General features: G+C 59.2%; 13 protein-coding genes. 7 read left to right on the top strand and 6 right to left on the bottom strand.

Going from position 1 to position 17,928, the window contains the following annotated elements; genetic code table 11:
- Positions 1-316: 316 nt before the first annotated feature.
- Genes fruA through fruB form a run of 3 tightly spaced genes read right to left on the bottom strand, consistent with a single transcriptional unit; the run spans position 317 to position 4,129 of the window.
- Entirely contained in the window at positions 317-2,041 is a 1,725-nt protein-coding gene (gene fruA / locus ACZYUB_RS11760; protein ID WP_463948097.1) for a PTS fructose transporter subunit IIBC, read from the bottom strand.
- A gap of 10 nt (positions 2,042-2,051) precedes the next feature.
- Positions 2,052-3,005, bottom strand: a complete 954-nt coding sequence (pfkB, locus tag ACZYUB_RS11755; protein ID WP_463948096.1) for a 1-phosphofructokinase — start codon at positions 3,003-3,005, stop codon at positions 2,052-2,054.
- Positions 3,002-4,129: a fused PTS fructose transporter subunit IIA/HPr protein gene (fruB, locus tag ACZYUB_RS11750; RefSeq protein WP_463948094.1), complete on the bottom strand. Its 1,128-nt coding sequence runs from the start codon at positions 4,127-4,129 to the stop codon at positions 3,002-3,004. Before fruB ends, pfkB begins: the two co-directional genes overlap by 4 nt.
- A gap of 241 nt (positions 4,130-4,370) precedes the next feature.
- On the opposite strand from fruB, the gene cra reads away from it, so the two are divergent.
- The 4 genes from cra to ACZYUB_RS11730 all read left to right on the top strand — a co-directional run bounded on the left by cra (position 4,371) and on the right by ACZYUB_RS11730 (position 8,068).
- Positions 4,371-5,363, top strand: coding sequence for a catabolite repressor/activator (gene cra, locus ACZYUB_RS11745; RefSeq protein ID WP_463948092.1), 993 nt, complete (start codon positions 4,371-4,373; stop codon positions 5,361-5,363).
- A gap of 78 nt (positions 5,364-5,441) precedes the next feature.
- A complete protein-coding gene (locus ACZYUB_RS11740; protein ID WP_463948091.1) occupies positions 5,442-5,903 on the top strand; it encodes an RpiB/LacA/LacB family sugar-phosphate isomerase in 462 nt (153 codons plus the stop codon).
- A 376-nt stretch (positions 5,904-6,279) separates the two neighbouring features.
- Positions 6,280-7,500: an aldose 1-epimerase family protein gene (locus ACZYUB_RS11735; RefSeq protein ID WP_463948089.1), complete on the top strand. Its 1,221-nt coding sequence runs from the start codon at positions 6,280-6,282 to the stop codon at positions 7,498-7,500.
- Positions 7,501-7,624: 124 nt separating this feature from the next.
- Complete coding sequence (locus tag ACZYUB_RS11730) at positions 7,625-8,068, top strand: hypothetical protein (protein WP_463948087.1); 444 nt, start codon at positions 7,625-7,627, stop codon at positions 8,066-8,068.
- Positions 8,069-8,082: 14 nt separating this feature from the next.
- On the opposite strand, the gene ACZYUB_RS11725 is transcribed toward ACZYUB_RS11730, so the two are convergent.
- Positions 8,083-8,523 carry a helix-turn-helix domain-containing protein gene (locus ACZYUB_RS11725; RefSeq protein WP_463948085.1) on the bottom strand — a complete coding sequence of 147 codons (441 nt, stop codon included), beginning with the start codon at positions 8,521-8,523 and terminating at the stop codon, positions 8,083-8,085.
- Positions 8,524-8,639: 116 nt separating this feature from the next.
- Between ACZYUB_RS11725 and ACZYUB_RS11720 the strand changes: the two genes are divergently transcribed.
- From ACZYUB_RS11720 to ACZYUB_RS11710, 3 genes are read left to right on the top strand one after another with little or no spacing between them, the layout of a single operon-like run.
- Complete coding sequence (locus ACZYUB_RS11720; protein ID WP_463948084.1) at positions 8,640-9,614, top strand: aldo/keto reductase; 975 nt, start codon at positions 8,640-8,642, stop codon at positions 9,612-9,614.
- Positions 9,611-10,048: a GlcG/HbpS family heme-binding protein gene (locus ACZYUB_RS11715; RefSeq protein ID WP_463948083.1), complete on the top strand. Its 438-nt coding sequence runs from the start codon at positions 9,611-9,613 to the stop codon at positions 10,046-10,048. The genes ACZYUB_RS11720 and ACZYUB_RS11715 overlap by 4 nt, the downstream gene beginning before the upstream one ends.
- Positions 10,035-10,931 (top strand): aldo/keto reductase, encoded by an 897-nt coding sequence (locus ACZYUB_RS11710; protein ID WP_463948082.1) that lies wholly within the window; start codon positions 10,035-10,037, stop codon positions 10,929-10,931. The genes ACZYUB_RS11715 and ACZYUB_RS11710 overlap by 14 nt, the downstream gene beginning before the upstream one ends.
- 78 nt (positions 10,932-11,009) lie before the next feature.
- On the opposite strand, the gene ACZYUB_RS11705 is transcribed toward ACZYUB_RS11710, so the two are convergent.
- Positions 11,010-14,264, bottom strand: coding sequence for an amylo-alpha-1,6-glucosidase (locus ACZYUB_RS11705; protein ID WP_463948080.1), 3,255 nt, complete (start codon positions 14,262-14,264; stop codon positions 11,010-11,012).
- 112 nt (positions 14,265-14,376) lie between these two features.
- Positions 14,377-17,703 (bottom strand): MGH1-like glycoside hydrolase domain-containing protein, encoded by a 3,327-nt coding sequence (locus tag ACZYUB_RS11700; RefSeq protein WP_463948079.1) that lies wholly within the window; start codon positions 17,701-17,703, stop codon positions 14,377-14,379.
- Between the last annotated feature and the right edge of the window lie 225 nt (positions 17,704-17,928).

Genomic DNA, 17,928 nt, shown 5'->3' with positions numbered 1-17,928 from the left:
CCCTCAGGGGGGAAGCGGCAGGGGTGAACCCACGAGAGGTTCATTAAGGTCTCAATCGAAAGCATCGACATTCGAAACCGACGAAATGATGAACGAAACTTTCGAATTAATAAATAGTATTCTTAATGAAATTTACTTTCCTAGAGGATAGCTGTGCTTTATTTAATCAAGCTTACAGAGTCCAGCTGGTTGATCTTTCACGGTTAGAGGTTACGACGCAGGGTGATCGGACACAAAAAAGCCCGGCACTTGGCCGGGCAATCAGGACTTCGACTCACATCCCTCGGTACTCCATCGAGCACCGAGAGCTTCACACTTATTGTGCCGTCGTCACGGCAGCAGCCTCACTCGGCTTGAGTACTGCATACAGGATACCGGTGACGGCGGTCCCTGCAGCAATCGCCAGCAGATAGAGGAATACATGATTGATGGCATTCGGGATCAACATGACAAACAGACCACCGTGGGGAGCCATCAAGGTACAACCCAGCAGCATGGAGAGAGCACCAGTAATGGCACCGCCCAACATGGTAGAAGGAATAACACGCATTGGATCACGAGCGGCAAACGGAATCGCCCCCTCGGAAATGAAACACAGACCCAGAACGAACGAAGCCTTACCCGCTTCACGCTCCGGTTCGCTGAACTTGTTGCGCGCCAGGAAAGTCGCCAGACCCATCCCCAGAGCCGGCACCATACCGGCGGCCATCACCGCAGCCATCGGGGCATAAGATTGGGACGCCAGCAAGCCAACGCCAAAGGTATATGCGGCCTTATTGACCGGACCACCCAGATCGAAACACATCATGGCGCCGATGATAATCCCCAGCAGCACAGCATTGGCTGAGCCCATCTCCTTGAGGAACTCGGTCAGGCCGGTCATCACAGATGCAACCGGACCACCCACCACATAGATCATCACCAGACCGGTCACCAGCGAGGCCACCAGCGGAATAATCAGAATGGGTTTCAGGGCTTCCATGGTCTGCGGCAACTTGACGTTATCAGCCACCCACTTGGCACTGTAACCGGCGAGGAAACCCGCCACGATACCGCCGAGGAAACCGGCGCCCAGGGAGCTCGCCAGCATACCGCCGATCAGGCCTGGAGCCAGACCCGGACGATCCGCAATCGAGAAGGCGATATAGCCCGCCAAAACCGGCACCATCAGGGCAAATGCAGAAGCGCCACCGATCTTCATCAAGGCCGCAGCCAGCGTCCCCTCGACCTTGAAGGCCTCAATACCGAACACAAACGACAGCGCAATACACAAACCACCGGCCACCACAATCGGCAACATGTGGGAAACACCCGTCATCAAGTGCTTGTAGACACCCGGCAGCTCCGCCTTACCACTGTTTTTATCGGCTGACGGCTGGCTGGACGACCACACCTGAGCCTCGGCAAAGGCCTTATCCATCTCTTGCGCGCTCTTTTTCAGCGCCGCGCCGGTACTGGTCTTATACAGCTTCTTGCCGTTGAAACGGGAGAGATCGACTTCGATATCCGCCGCAATAATGACCAGATCCGCAGCGGCAATCTCTTCAGCGGTCAGGGCGTTTTTGGCACCGACCGAGCCGCGCGTCTCCACCTTGACCCAATGACCACGCTTCTTGGCTTCACCCTCAATGGCTTCCGCAGCCATGAAGGTATGGGCCACACCGGTCGGACAGGCCGTAATCGCCACAATACGCTTCATACTCATAGCAGTTTCCTTGCTTGGCGCTTGATGTGTGTAGGGAACAGCAGCTTGCTCTGCCGTTTGTAAAAATTGTTTGCTATCGGGTAGGGCTGCGGTCACAGCAGCCTGATACAGACGCTTACCGTGGAAACGGGCCAGATCGATATCGGCTCCGGCCACGACCACCAGATCGGCGGCGGCAATCTCTTCCTGAGTCAGCACACGCGGCTCACTCAGCTGGTTATGACATTCGACAACAGCCGACCACCCCAGCTCGGCGCTGGCTTTTTCCAGCAACCCTGCCGCTATGATGCTGTTGGCGATCCCGCTGGGACAGGCGGTAACAATGACAATCTTCATCAGAAAAACCTCAACTGAGTTGCTGAACGTCGATGCTCGCCATCAAATCGGCAAGCTGTTGTGGATCGGCGACCCCGACTCCGATTTGCGTCACGGCCAGGGCGGAGACCGCCGAAGCCAGGCGCAGAATTTTTTCCTTCGGCCAGGACTGACTCAGTCCCCAGGCCAGACCAGCGACCATGGAGTCACCGGCACCCACCGTACTCACCACATTCATGCGTGGAGGTTTGGCCTGCCACCAGCTGCTGCCAGCGCGCCACAGCACGCCATCGGCGCCGCGGGAGACCACGACATGGGGAATGTCATAGCGCTGCTGTAACGACTCGGCGGCAGCCATCAGGGCTTCCTGGCTCTCCAGAGGCTGCCCCGCCCAATCGGCTAGCTCGTGTTCGTTCGGTTTGATCAGGAACGGCTTGGCCGCCAGACCTTCGGCCATGGCCGCACCGCTGCTATCGAACAACACTTTCTTGCCTTGCTCGGCTAGCAGATGCAGCCATTGACTCAGACGCACCGGAGTGACGCCACCTGGTAAGCTCCCCGCCACCACCACATACTCGATCTGCGGTAACAACTCCTGCAGGCGATGCTCAAACCGTAGCAGTTCGCCTTCCGAGACGGTTACACCCGGGAAATTCAGGTCGGTAACCCGGCCGCTGGCTTCCACCATCTTGACGTTGATACGCGTGGCACCAGGCACCACCAAAAAGTGATCGCCCAATTCACACTCATGGAACAGCTCATGAAATGGCGCCTGGTTCTCTTGCCCCAGGAAACCGGAGACCAGCACCTGGGCGCCCAGATCCTTGAGCACGCGCGCCACATTGATTCCCTTGCCTGCCGGATGCAGGTGACCGGAGCGCACCAGATTGACTTCGCCAACCTGCATCTGCTCGAGATGCCCGGTCAAATCGAGAGCCGGATTCAGCGTCAGAGTCAGGATCGGGGCGGTTGCTTGATGGCTCATTCTCCGGCTCCTTCACCCAGACCGTCGGCAATCGCCTGACCAATACGTTGCAGGGCGGCAGGCGCATCGTTGCCTTGAGCGGTAAAATGCAGACGGTGCCCCTGACGTACACCGAGGCTGACCAGCTTCATCAGACTCTTGGCATTCACCGGCTTGCTATCACCATCCAGATTAGCTACCCAGATCTGGCTCTCAAATTCCTTGACCGTTTTCACCAACATGGCACTGGGCCGGGCATGCAGACCATGGGGATTGATGATGGTGTAGGTAGCCTCCAGACCTTCACGGGGCTCTTCGGTCAGCAGTTTGACCACATCGGTTCCCGTGGCCGGCCATAGGCTGGCGACTTTTTGTTCGGCAATGAGGGCAATCAGGCGGTCGAGAACCGGCTTGTGCTGGGCATCACGGGCGGCAATCAACACCAAGCCCTGCACCGGAAGCCCTTCATGGCTGAAGGGTTGGGCGGAACGCACGAAAGCAACACCGGTACGCAACACATCGTCGGCGACGCGAGCCAACCAGAGACCTTGCCCCAGCGAATTGGCCGCTGTCGCCAGCACGGCATTCACCGCGGCTGGCGCCAGAGCACCGGCATTGCGCAGCAAACCTGCAGCAGCGGCCTGTAGCGCGGGAACGTCCTGTGCCGGAAAATCCAGCAGCAGGGTGCTATCATCCAGTAACAGAGGCTGACTGAGCTGCTCCCCATTCAACAGAGCGGCCAATTCAGCAGCAGATTGCACACCTGGCAGACGCGCCGCGACTTCATCATCGGACAGCACCCGAGTCAGTTGACGCAGGATGCCTAAATGCTCATCCGACTTGGCGGCGATGCCGATCACCACATAAGCCTTCTGCCCATCGGCCCACTCCACGCCTTCGCGGAAGTGCAATACCTTGACGCCGGTCTGCTGGACCAGATCCCGGGTGTCCGTGGTGCCATGGGGGATGGCAATGCCACTACCCAGATAAGTCGCCGTTTGAGCTTCGCGACGTAACATACCCTCGACATACCCGGAGGCAACCAGGCCAGCATCCGTCAAGCGAGCGGCAACCAGACGGATGGCCTCACTCTTATCGGCCGCCGCAGCTCCGAGTTGTACATCATCAATTTTCAGCGTCAGCATGGTGGTTACCTCATGTATACAGATCGAACGCATGGATTAGGTATAGTGGCTTGCATGGAACCTATCCAGTCGCTACCTTGGTTGGAGCTGATTATCGGTCGACATCACAGATTAATCGTTTCAGCATTAATGCTGGATCGTTTCAGTGTTATATTCAAGCTCGAACAAACGACCAGTTTTCCGTAATATGACGCAGAGCACACTTGCTGCACGAAAAAACAGCGCACCAGGAGAACCGCCTATGAAACTCGAAGAAGTAGCCCGCTTGGCCGGGGTCTCCCGCACCACCGCCAGCTACGTGATCAATGGCAAAGCGGAACAGCACCGCATCAGCGCCAAAACCCAGGAGCGGGTCATGGCCGTCGTGCGAGAGCATAACTACCGCCCTGATCAGGCAGCGACCGCCTTGCGGCTGGGTAGCAGTCGGCTGCTCGGCTTCATACTGCCGGATTTGGAAAACCAGAGTTATGCCCGTCTGGCCAAATTGCTGGAAGCCGGTGCCCGCGTGGAAGGGTTTCAGCTCATCATCACCTGCTCCGATGATAATCCGCAGACCGAGATGGCCCTGGCCGAGATGTTGGTCGCTCGTCGCATCGATGCCCTGCTGGTCTCCAGCGTGCTGGAGACCGACAACCGCTTCTACCGCGACTTGCAGGCCAAAGGAGTTCCAATCATCGCCATCGACCGGGCCATGGATGATGAGTATTTCGCTTCGGTGATCAGCGAAGATATGCAGGGCGCCATTCGTCTGACCGATTCCCTGCTGGCCAGTCACCCCCAGAGCATTGGTCTTATCGGTGCCGTGGCCGACATCGCCATCTCCCGGCAGCGGGAACTGGGTTTTCGCAAGGCCATCAGCTACTCAGCCCCTCAATTGATCCCCCAGGTCCAGTATGGCGACCACTTCAGTCGCGAGGTCGGTGCTCATCTGTGTGCCACCTGGATCAAGGAAGGCCGAGTTCCCCAGGCGATACTGACCACCTCCTATGTCCTGCTTGAAGGGGTCCTGGATGAGTTAGTCCAGCATCCGGAGCTACTGGCCGTGACCCGCCTCGCCACCTTTGGTGATAACCGGTTGCTGGATTACCTGCCTGTCCGGGTCAACGCCCTGCCGCAACAATTTCCGCTGATTGCAGAAAAGGCCCTCACCCTGACCCTCAATGCCATCCAGGAGCAGTACAAGCCCGGTATCCACGTCATTCCACGAGTGCTGAAAGTGCGCGCCCACGATTGAACCATGATGGCACCTGTTTGCGGGGTGTCATCACCCGCCGGAATCACTTCAGTTCCGGCGGCTCGAGAGGAGTAAACAATGAAAATTGCCCTGGCATCCGACCACGCCGGTTTTGCCTTGAAACAAGAAATCCAGGCACTGCTAGAAACATTGGGCCACGAAACCCTGGATTTTGGCGCGTACGATGAAAATGCCTGCGACCTGCCGGACAGCGTCTATCCTGCCGCACAGGCTGTCAGCAAAGGGCTGGTGGATCGCGGCATTTTCATCGATGGTGTCGGCTATGGCAGTGCCATGATCGCCAACAAGCTGCATGGCGTCTATGCCGCCGTCTGTCAGGATCCGCTATGTGCCGAACTGGCAAGATCCCACTCGGATACCAACGTCTTATGCCTGGGCGGCAAGATCATCGGCTCGGTCCTGGCGCTGGAAATCGTCCGGGTCTGGATGCGTACCGAGCCGTTGAGCGATGAAAAATACCGCCGCCGGGTCGCCAAAGTGGTCGCCATTAACGATCAGCACCTCAAACCCCTGCTCTAACATACAGTCCCAATACCTTCGACCACGGGCTGTAGCGTGTTGCCTGCAACACGCTACAGCCCATGTTTTTTCATCGCCTGACGGCGATCGAGTCCCGAACGATATCAGCCGAACCACCAGCAGATGCTGAATGTTATGCCGACTCTCCCGCTAACCGAAGCCGCCGTTTCTGGTACTGCGTTCTCGCCCAGCTGAAATCGTTATCACAACAGCTGCGATCCAGCACAAAATTCAGCCGACGGATCCCGGGTTTTTCTGGCTGCTGACTCACAGAAGCATCATTCGAGCCTTGTTACTGACACGGCAAGTTCCTAGTGTATAAACACTGCTGAAACGATTCATCTATCAGCAAATAACCACATAAGGAGCACTTGTCATGTTAAAACCTGTTTCTGCCGCCATCCTGTTCGCCATCGGTTCCTTCGCTGCCCAAGCCGCCGAATTCGTCCTGAGTGATGCCACCACCGGTAGCGATGTCGGTAACTGGAAAGTCAGCAGCGAATCCCTTGGCATCCAGAGCAAGACCCCTTTCACCCTGGAAAAACGCCGTCTGCACGGCGGCAAGCAGGAAGGCGTCGATATTCTGCTGATCAACAACGGCGTCATGGAAATCACCCTGGTGCCGACCCGCGGCATGGGTATCTATCAGGTGACCAGTGGCGATCTGCGTCTGGGCTGGGACTCTCCGGTCAAGGAGATCGTCAACCCGGCGAATATTGACCTGGAAAGCCGCAACGGTCTGGGCTGGCTGGATGGTTTCAACGAGATGATGGTGCGCTGTGGCTATGAGTGGACCGGCCACCCCGGTGTCGATGACAACGGTCAACTGCTGAGCCTGCATGGTCGCGTCCAGAACACCCCGGCCTCAACCGTCAAGGTGATCATCGACGAGCAGCCACCCTACACCATCCATGTCCGCGGTCAGGTCGCCGAGCGCACCTTCAAGAAGACCAATCTGGTGACCTGGACCGAGCTGAGCGTCGCCCCGGGCAGCAATCGCTTCGAGCTGCACGACGAGCTGACCAACTTCGCCGACTACGAAGATGAATACCAGATCATCTACCACAGCAACTTCGGTACCCCGTTGCTGGAAGAGGGCGCCGTCTTCACTGCCGCCGCCACCGAGATTTCCCCATTCAACGACTACGCCAAGGCTGGCCTCAAGGATTGGCAAACCTATCTGGCCCCGACCAAAGGCTATGACGAGATGGTATTCAACCTGAAACCGAAGGCCGATGCCGAGGGCAACACCCTGGCGGTGCTGCACAATAAATCGGGAGAAAAGGGCGTCGCGGTCGGTTACAACGTCAAGCAGTTGCCGGTCCTGACCCTGTGGAAGAATACCGACACCAAGCAACAGGGCTATGTCACCGGCATCGAGCCAGGCACCAGCTACGCCTACAACACCAAGTATCAACGTCCGTTGGGCCTGGTGCCGAAGCTGCAACCGGGGCAGAGTCAGCGTTTCGACCTGAGCTACACCCTGCTGCGTAGCAAAGCCGACACCGAACAGGCACTGGCCGACGTAGCCAAGATCCAGGGCAAAGAGCCGGTCAAGCTGGTCAACAAGCCTCTGGTCGATTTGAACAAGAAATAATAGCTGGTTACCACAGGACAGCGGCCCGCAAGGGCTGCTGTCTCAAAACAATTCGAAAACTATTCCATATCTTCCTGTTTCGGCTAGTCTTTTGATAAACAACTCACCGGGCCGCCATTTCCTCATGCCACTTTCGCATACCCCGGACAATCAACTGCAACACGGTTATTACCAGATCGAACGTCTGGACACACTGCTGCGTCTGACGATCGCCGAAGGCATCAATCGGGAGCTGGTACTGCAATACCAAAAGGACGTGGCGCGCCATGTGGAAGCCTTGCGCGGCCAACGCTGGGGGGTGCATCTCATCATCGACGGCAATGTACTGATGACCCCCGAGGCTGCCGAGGCGCTGATCGAGATTACCCGTAGCCATCAACCTCTGGGACGTTGCGGCACCGCCATCCAACTGCGCCATGGCTCCGTCAGTGGCCTGCTCAAAGCCTTCTGGGGCAACATCTACCAGGCATCAGGGATTCCCTATGCCTTCTTCGAGAACCGAGCGGACGCCGAACAGTGGTTGCAGCAACAAATCGTCAGCGAACAAGGTCGGTTCTCGCAAGAATAGGCCCGCTTCGCGCTCTAATGACATAACCCCATCAGGTGACGGGCAAAGTCACGGGTGGCGGCGCTATCCAGCGAACCATCGGCACGCTTGGTGGTGCGCAAGTACTGATACAGCGCCACCAGCAACTTCAAGGCTTTTTCGTTGGAGAGCGGCGTACCGGGATCCAGCTGCTCCAGTGCTAGCATCAGCGCCTCTTCCAGCGCCTGCATGTCCACCACCTCGGCCTGTCGGTATTGGAAGCCGTGACCTGTGGCCAGCCACTCCAGCGAACAGTTGGCCTGCCGGGCAATCTGATTGGCGCGGGAGAGGGTCGGCTCACTGCCATTGAGATACTTGCGGATCATAGCCTCCGACAGGCCGACTCGCCGGGAGAATGCCGACACACTCTCGCCAGCAATCAGTTGCCGCAAGCGGTCGGCAAAGCTGGTTTCTGGTTCTGTTGGGCAACCTGACATGGCTATCTTCCTTCGTCTGCTGGTATATTTCGTACTTTAGTATTGATTTCTCGCACCAAGGTACGAGAATATGCGGCCTGCGCTAGTTTAGCAAATTCATCATCGAGGAGCGGATTATGTCGAACGCATTTGTGCTGCAACAGCGGCTGCCTAGCAGCAGCCGCCTGGTGTTCGGGTGCATGGGATTAGGCGGCAGCTGGGACCAGCAGCCGGTGACCGAGGCCCATATTGCCCACGCCCAGGCCGCTGTCGAGGCAGCGCTGGAGATAGGTATCACACTATTTGACCATGCCGATATCTACACCCTGGGCAAGGCCGAGCAGGTGTTCGGCATCCTGCTCAAGCGCGATCCCTCACTGCGGGATCGCATCCTGTTGCAATCGAAATGCGGCATCCGCTTCGGCGATAAACAAGGCCCCAAGCGTTACGATCTCTCCCGTGATTATCTGCTGCGGAGCGTGGATGGCATCCTCTCCCGACTCGGCGTCGACTATCTGGACACCCTGCTGCTCCACCGCCCGGATCCGCTGATGGACCCGGCGGAGGTGGCCGAAGCCTGGTTACAGTTGAAGCAGAGCGGCAAGGTACGGCATCTCGGGGTCTCCAACATGCACAGTGGCCAGATGGCGCTGTTGCAACGGGAGTTGCCCGAGCCGCTGATCGCCAACCAGTTGGAGATGAGCCTGCTCAAGCATGACTGGGTCGACAACGGCACCTGCTTCAATGATGACCAGGGCAAGGGAACCCGTGCCTGGGGCGACACCCTGGAGTATTGCCGTCAACACCAGGTCCAGATCCAGGCTTGGGGCTCGCTCGGCAAAGGCTGGTTTGGCGGCGCCGCACCTCAGGATGCACCACCGGAGGTCCATGCCACCGCAGCCCTGGTACAGCAGCTGGCCCAGCAGCATGGGGTCACCACCGAGAGCATAGTGTTGGCCTGGCTGATGCAACATCCGGCTGGCATTCAGCCGGTCATCGGCACCAGCCATCCGGAGCGGATCCGCGCCTGTGGCGCCGCCGAACGCGTCCAGCTCAGCCGCGGCGACTGGTATCAGTTGTACGTCACCATGCGCGGCCGGGAGCTACCATGACCTTCGACCATTCCGTATTGCATCAGGTGCTTAGCTCCCGGCTGGATCGCCAGCTCGCCGCCACCGCACCCATTGCGCTGGCGATCTGCGATAGCCATGGCGAGCTGCTCTATTTTATCCGCCAGCCCGGAGTGAGCCTGCACAGCGGTGTGCTGGCGCAAAACAAGGGCTATACCGCGGCGCGGGATCGGCAAGCGACCCGGGATCTGGGCAACTGGAGTCGGGAATCCGGCCGCGCCCTGCCCTACTGGAGCGATCCGCGCTTCACCGGCTTTGCCGGTGGCGTGCCGCTCTGGCATGAGGGTGTGGTCCTCGGAGCCATCGGCGTCAGTGGCCTGAGCGAAGAGGACGATCATCGCCTGGCCACCGAGCTCACCCAGGCCCTGGGTCAGCACCTCATCAGCAACGGAGATCTCAACCGTGGAATATCGTGATTTTGGCAGCACCGGATTACGAGTCTCGGTGCTGGGATTGGGCGCAGGGCAGATCGGCGACGCTCGCCTCGATGAGACGGAAGTGGCCCGACTGCTGCATTTTGCCGTCGATCAGGGCATCACACTCTTCGACACCGCCCGCGGCTATGGCCTCTCCGAGGAGCGCCTTGGCCGGCATCTTGGCCACCAGCGTCAGCAGCTGGTGATCTCCACCAAGGTGGGGTATGACATGGCCGGTCACGCCGACTGGAGCCCGGGCTGCATCCGGGCCGGCGTCGACTCGGCCCTACAGCGCCTGCAGACCGACTATCTGGACATAGTCCATCTCCACTCCTGCTCGCTGGCCGTGTTGCAGCAGGGCGATGCCATCCGGGCGCTGCAAGAGGCACAACAGGTCGGAAAGATCCGGGTCATCGCCTATTCCGGTGAGAATGACGAGCTGGCCTGGGCGGTGAATTCCGGTTTGTTCGGCAGTGTCGAGCATTCGCTAAGCCTGTGCGATCAGCGAGTCATCCAGCAGACCTTGCCCCAGGCCAGCGCCGCCGGGCTCGGGGTGATCGCCAAGCGTCCGGTCGCCAACGCGCCCTGGCGTTTTGCCGCCTGCCCGGTTGGGGAGTATGCCGAAGAGTACTGGTGGCGCTGGGATACCATGCGCCAGCGGGATCCGGACCTGCTATCACCCGGCCTGGAGTGGCAGGAGCTGGCCCTGCGTTTCAGCGCCTATACCCCGGGAGTGAGCAGCATCATAGTGGGAACCGCCAACCCGGCTCACCTGCAGCACAACGTGAGCTTGCTGAACGGCCCGCTGCCCGATGACGAATATCGCCGCCTGCGCGAAGCCTTCCACCGCCAGGATCCGGGCTGGTGGGTAGGGCAAGTCTGAAGCCCTGACGCTTGCGGACACAAAAAAGCCCCGCCGTGCAAACACGGCGGGGCTTTGTGCATCTCCAGACCTCAGGAACTAGCGGTATTCACCCGCTTCTATGATGGTGCGCAGGGCATTCTTGCTCTGCAACATCGGGAAGCTGATGGACTGATCCGGCTCGGCAAATTGCAAGGTCCCCAGCGTTGCCCGGTAATTGGCCCGCACCGGGGTCACAGTCGCAGCTACCCCGTTCACGGTGACGCTGTTATTGCTCCGATCCTGCACAATCACCAGATTGCTATCGTTCGAAATCGAATGCGTCACCCCAATCTTGCTGCTGTCGTTGGCGGTCAGCTCCATGACCAGATCCAGCGTGGCATCGAGTCCGGTGGCATGGAGGGTATAGGTATCGACCTGCCCCGCCCGACTGAAATCGACATCCAGGGTGGCATCCTGCTCAAACGGCAGCACAGCTGCAAACTGTGTCCAGCTGTCAGGTACCGACGGATTAAGATTCAAAGTGCCAGCGATCAGGTTCGGACGGAAACCGACATAATCCTGATAGCCATTGCGGTTGTACTCCGCCACCGACCAGGCCTGGGTATAGGTGCCACCGCCGGTGGTGACTTTGCCGTTCTTGTCCGGGAACGCATCCAACACCTCGCTCATGGTGCCGCGATAGCCGAGATTGAGGATCTGATCGCCCAGGTTTTTACTCAGCTGGTAGGCCAGATCCTTCTCCCCGAAGCGGGTCAGGCTGGTGACGGTAAACCCGGCATTCCACCCCCAGATGGTGCCATTGTGGTAGGCCGCATCCTTGGCATACTCACTGCGGCCATCATGGTACGGATGGAAGTACTCATGGTGCTGGGACAAGGAGGTGATCCCCCAGGGGAATAACAGCTCGGAGACAGCGTTATGGGTCACCCGTGCGCCAATCGAATCGTCGATCAGATCCCCATCCAGTGGCACGCTGATCGCCATCAACTGGTTCGGCCGCACCTTGGTATCCGCCGAGCCATCACTGCGCACACGGTCGGCCATGATGTTGGCATCGGCATTCCAGAACTTGGCGATAAACGAGGTGCGCGCCTGATTCTGCAGCGTGCGCCAGCGCGTGGCGTCTGCCGTGGCTCCGGTCATGTCCGCCAGCTCGGCAGCCACTTGCAGCGAGTTGATCCACAACGCCTGAATATCGACCGCACGGCTGCCACGCGCCGACCAAGGCAGATCACCATCGATACGGGCGTCCATCCAGGTATCCGCATCGTCATGGGTCAGCAGGCCATCGGCATCGACATAGTTGGCCAGGGCACCATCCAGATAGGTTTTCACTGTGGGATAGATGCTGGCGGCATAGGCGGTATCACCGGTGTAACGCAGATACTCGCCGATTTCCCGCACCATCCAGGGGGTGCCGTCCGTGGTGTTGTAGATGATGTTATCCAGGCTGGTCACCCGATTCGGTACCCGGCCGTAATCGACACTGGTTGTGCTGGTATTTTGCAGTTTGGCGAAGCTGTTGATGATCGCTTTGGCCTCGGTGAAATCACCATTGACCAGGGTGATCCCCGGCAACGAAATAAAGGTATCGCGGCCCCAGTTATCCTTGAACCAGGATAAACCCGCCCAGATGCCGTCGCCGAACTCTGTGGTCACCAGCTGGTAACCGGCCAACTTGGCCCATAACAGAGCACGGTTATAGTCGGTATCACTAGTCCACAGGAAGCTGCGGGTCAGACGCTCATAGACAGTCTGCTGATGCAACAGGCGGGCATTGTCAGCCACCAGAGTCCCGGCGGCCGTGGCCGCCTCGTCGGCATTGAAACCGAAGGCGACATAAACCGTCACATCAGTGACCGCGTTCTGCGTGGTCAACAGCGGTTTGACGTTGGCGCCATCGAGTTGCACCAGGCTGCCCAGTTGCGGCATATCGGCCAGGGTAGCTTCCTTGAAGCTCACCGGTTGATCCGCGGCGATGGCCACAAAGGCGGGGGTATCATCGCTGCGCAGGCTCTCGGCCACCGCATACACCACCACACCCTGATCACTGCGCTCCACGGTGCTGCCTTTGAGCTTCAGGTTCAGTTGCGGCACTATACCGAGCTTCGCCGCCTTGTCACTGTGGAGATGCAACGCCACGGCCCGGTGACCCGCCAACAGACTCAAGTCGTCGAGAGTGCCATTGCTGTAGACCGTCTGGCTGCCATAGGGCTGGATCAGACTGCGAACCGCGGCGGTGCGGTCATTGATGTTGCCATCGACCAACGAGGCAAAGGTCCCCATGATCCAGCCGCTCTTCAGATGGTACTTGCCGCCCCCGGAGAAGACTCCGGTTTGCCCGTCATAGTAGCCATCCAGATTATCGCCAAACACATAGTTCATCGGTTGGGTATCTGTGATCGCCATGGTGCTGAACAGAACATCCGGCTCCGGGATCTCGCCACCCCGGCCAGCCAGAGTGACACTGGCAGGGGTATTGCCGCTCAGGCTCAGATCCAGCAGCGGGCGATCCGGGATCACATCGCTATTATCCCCGCCTTGGGTCACCGTCAGCGGGTGGCCCTGGGTGATATCTTCCGGCACCACGAAGCTGAAGGTGTAGAGCCCGGCCTCGGTGATCGCCAATTGCAGGTTATTCCCCATGCCGGTATGGGATTTCAGCTCAATCGCCTTATCGAGGGTGACCGCCGTCAGACCGCTGGTGCTGCCGGTGAAGGCAAACGGCTCCGACCAGGTGGCATCCCCCAGCTTGAATTCATGGGTACCGACACTCAGGTTCAACACCGCGGTATAGGTTCTATGCCCCTGATAGATCAGTTGATCCGTCGTTCCCCAGCTGTTGAAACTGCCGCGCACATAGAGGTTGGTGTCGTAAGGTGGCGCATCCAGGGTTACCGTCAGTGAATGGGGATCGGCGGTATTCTCCGGCACGGTAAAGGTAAAGTGGTAATACCCGGCCTGGGTGACCACCAGCCGCATGTCATTACCCATGCCGGAGGCATGAACCAGCGGCAGCGGGCTCTCCAGCTTAACCTCGGTGGCATTACTGCTATCACCGGAGAAGGTCCAGTCGGCGCTCCAGTCCGCATCCGAAATCTTGAAGCTATAGCTGTCAGCCGCCAGATAGGTGCTGACCTCGTAACGGCGCTGGCCTTGATAGACCAGAGCCGCGCTGGTGTCCCAGTTATTGAAGCCGCCGCGCAGATATAAGGTCGTATCGTAGGGTGCCGTATCGGCAGGGGGTGGCGTTGGCTGGCTGGAGTCCTCGCTACTGGAGTTGCAACCGCCCAACAGGGCGGCGCAGGCGAGTAGTGGTATCCACGCCTTGAGCCATTTCATTCCAAACATGGTGGGTCGTCCTTCTCGTTATAGAGTTAATCCCGCTCCTGGTTGACAAAAAAGCGGCCACATCCCGGTGGCCGCCTGGTTTTTCGATACGAGGAAACGATCGGGCTACCGACTAGGGAGCCAGGGGCAGGATGCGCAGCCCGGCAATATCGGCACTGTTCATGGCCCCACTACTGCCGCCATTGCCACCGAAGGTGGCGTTATGGGCCAGGTAACTCATGTTGAGGAAGTCCGACAGCTCCACCTGATAACTACCCGGTTGCAGGGTGACTTCCAGCGATGTGGAGTAGACCCAGGGGCGCTTGCCATCCATGCTGCGGGCATGGGGCATCTGCACGATACCGGCGTCCACCAGTTGCCCGGCACTGTCGGTAACTCGCATCCACTTGACGCCGTTCGTCATCCCCAGATTGATGGAGTTGGCCGCGTTGTGGTACTTCAGTGCCAAGGCAAAGCGACCGCCCTGGGTGACCACCAGATTCTGGAATTGCAGGCGGTCCTGGGGCGCGCCCCAGTTATCCAGGAAGGGGGCATCCTGAGTATCACTGGCCGGAGTAATTGCCAGATTGCTGCTGACGCGGGCATCATTCACCGGGATATCCTGCTCACCGGCTTGGTAGCACACCGGCTGACTGTGGTGGGAGCGATTGCCGCTGGCCGGATAAACCGCCTCGGCCGCATAGCAGGCGCCTGCGGCCAGCGGGGCCGGATCGGTCCAGCTGCCCAGTGCCACATCGCTGGCCACCAGCTTGCCATCGCGATAGAGGTTGTAACTCACGGTCTGATCGTTACGACCGTCGCTGAAGGCGACCTGCAGATGCCCGTTCGCCAGCGTCACACCCTCGATCACCGGCTCCCGGGGGGCAAACACGGTGGCATCCGAGGTGGCGGTCGGTTGCAGATCGCTCAGGCGATGGATACCGGATGCCACCGTCTGGGCGTTATCCAGCGTCACCACCAGGGTATTGCTGTCCCCCAGCTCACTCCACAGCAGGTCGCGCCCATACTCGACGCCATTGAGCATCAGCGCCGTGACCTGATAAGCCCCACTGTCGGCCGCCTTGGCCGGCAAGTTGAGCGTCACATCGATGCGCTTGCCGCGCAGGTGCAGATCCTGCAAGGTCACACTGTTCGAGCTGGCGAACCATTGACGGTGCAGGGCGGCCGTCACATAGGGCGCGACATGGATTCCCTGCTCATTGGGCTGCAGGCCGAATAGCGAATTGACCACGGCACCGATATAGCCCCCGACCGACCAGAGCTGACGCTGGGAGTTGATGGCCGGCCCGGCCAGCTCCGGATGGTCGAAATCGACCAGATTCGGCTTACCGGTGATCCACTCCAGATTCTCCATGTTCGACAGATTCAGAGCCGCGCCCTGCATCAGGCTGGCAAATCCGGCATCGAACACCTCGGCATTATTCACCTGGGCGGCGGCTTTGATGCCATAGGCGGTGACGAAGGGCCACACCGCCCGATTGTGGTAAATCGCCATATCCGGCTGCTGCGGGAAGATCACTGGAGCGCCCATAGGGCCATGAGGATAATGAGCGACGATCGAGGCCGCTTCGCTCTCGCTGGCGATGCCGGAGAGGATCACCAGCGACTCACCGAGCCAATCGTATTTGTAGAGCGCGGCATCATCGTAAGCCCCCGCCGTCATGCTGCTATACAGGCCGGTATCGGCCTGCCAGAAGCGGCTCTTGATCGCGGCCTTCAAGGCGGTGGCCCACCCGCTGTAACGGTCGGCCCGCTGGCTATCACCGGCGGCATTGGCCAGTTGTGCCGCTTCGGTCAGCGCCAGATAGTGCACCACGTTGGTCGACAGCGACTTGCTACTGGCCAGAGCGGCTATGTCTTTGACGATCCAGCTGGCGTAGGTCTGGTCACGCCAATCGAGGAACGATTGCTCGCCCCGATACAGGCCATCGATGCTGTCGTAGGCAGCTAACCGATCGTTTTCCAGGGTATTGCTCAAGGCTTCCAGCGCCACAGTGGCGAACTCGGCCCGCTCGGTATCGGAAGGCAGCGTGGCCAGCACGGCACTGGCGCCCAATGCCCAGGTCACACGGTCGGTACTCGCCGGCCAGCTGCCGCCGGTGCCGGTATCCTGGACGATCTGGCGAGCCTCGCCGTCATTCCCGGTGCCAGCCGGTGCCGCCATGCCATCGCGATAGCCGGAGACCTTGAACAGCAGGGAGTTGCGCGCCCGCTGCGGATCCAGCATCGCCAGCCCCAGATGGGTGGCGTAGGAGAGATCCCGAGTCCAGACGTAAGGCCACTTGGCACCGGTCTGGAAGCAGTCACAGGCGGTCGGCGCGCCACCGTTGTAGTTGTCATCCGAGATCTGGCTGACGCTGTCATCCTTGGTTTCCTGCACCGCCAGCGCGAACAGCGCATCAAAGGCGATACTGCCGGAGCGAACCCGGGGCTGGCCCTCTTGCTCGGTGACCGTCACATAGTTGTTGCCCGGATCGCGCAGATCCTGAGTCGAAGATTGGGCGTAGCTGCGTAACGGGTCCGCCAGTTTGGCCACCGAGAAGATCGCCTGCTCTTCCCGAACACCGGTCACCGGATAGCTCAGGGTCTGGCTGGCCTCATGTCCGGCATGGGGATCTATGGTCACATCATCGCCCCCCGTGGTCTTGACGATTTTCAGCACCGGATGTCCCGGATCAGCCGACGCATCCAGCGTCACCCGATAAAAGCCACTCTCGGTGATCTGTAGCGCCGAGTTGGCACCGTTATCGCCGGTATCGAGAGGATAGGCGGTATCCAGATCGGCGGTAGTCACAGTATCCAGATTGATGGTGAAGGCATGATCCCAACCGGAGTTGGCGATCTTGAACTCCTGGCGTCCCGGGGTGAATTGGGTGGTGATGGCGTAGATGCCATCCCCCTGATAGGTCAGCGGATAGGAGGTTCCCCAGCCATTGAAACCACCGCGCAGGTAGAGATCGTAGTCAATGGGCGGGGCATCCAGGGCGAATGACAGCACCGGATGGGCCGGATCCTTGGCATCCAGTTCAAAGTCATAACGTCCCTCATTTTCCACGGCCAGCACCATATTGGCACCGCCTTCCCCTGTCGTGAGGGCCACTGGGGTATCCGGGATAATGCGGGTTTCATTTTCCAGATCGGCGGTGAAGGTGGTCGCCAGAGCCCAATCCGGATCGGCCACCTTGAAGGCCGACAGACTCTGCTTGAACAGCACGTTATCCAGATGATAACTGCCATCCCGGTACTTGAACTTGTACCCCTCCTGGGCCGACCAACTGCTAAATTCGCCTTTGAGGTAGAGATCCACCGCGTAGGGGGCGGTCGGTTCAACCGGCGGCTCCGGATCGACGGGTGACGAGTCGTTTGAATCGTTACATCCGGCCAGCGTCAACCCAGCCAGGCACAACGACAATAGAGACAATGGAAAACGATGGGACATGAATAGCTCCTGATGATCAGACCAATAACAAGGCACCGGGGATAGCGGTACGGAATCAAGAGAGGATCTGCGACCACAGCCGCACGATGTGCAGTCCATATCCAGAACGAGACAAGGAAGGAGGAGGACAAGCACCCACGATATCCGCTTGCTTTGGTGGCGGACTGTATCGAGAGAGTCCTTCTTTAGATAATGCAATTGCCCGACACGGCGATAGATAGCATC

The organism is Pseudaeromonas sp. HNCC25DJ182 (assembly GCF_055413365.1).
The sequence above is the reverse complement of the archived record's forward strand: the minus strand, read 5'-3'. Positions and strand labels throughout refer to the sequence as shown.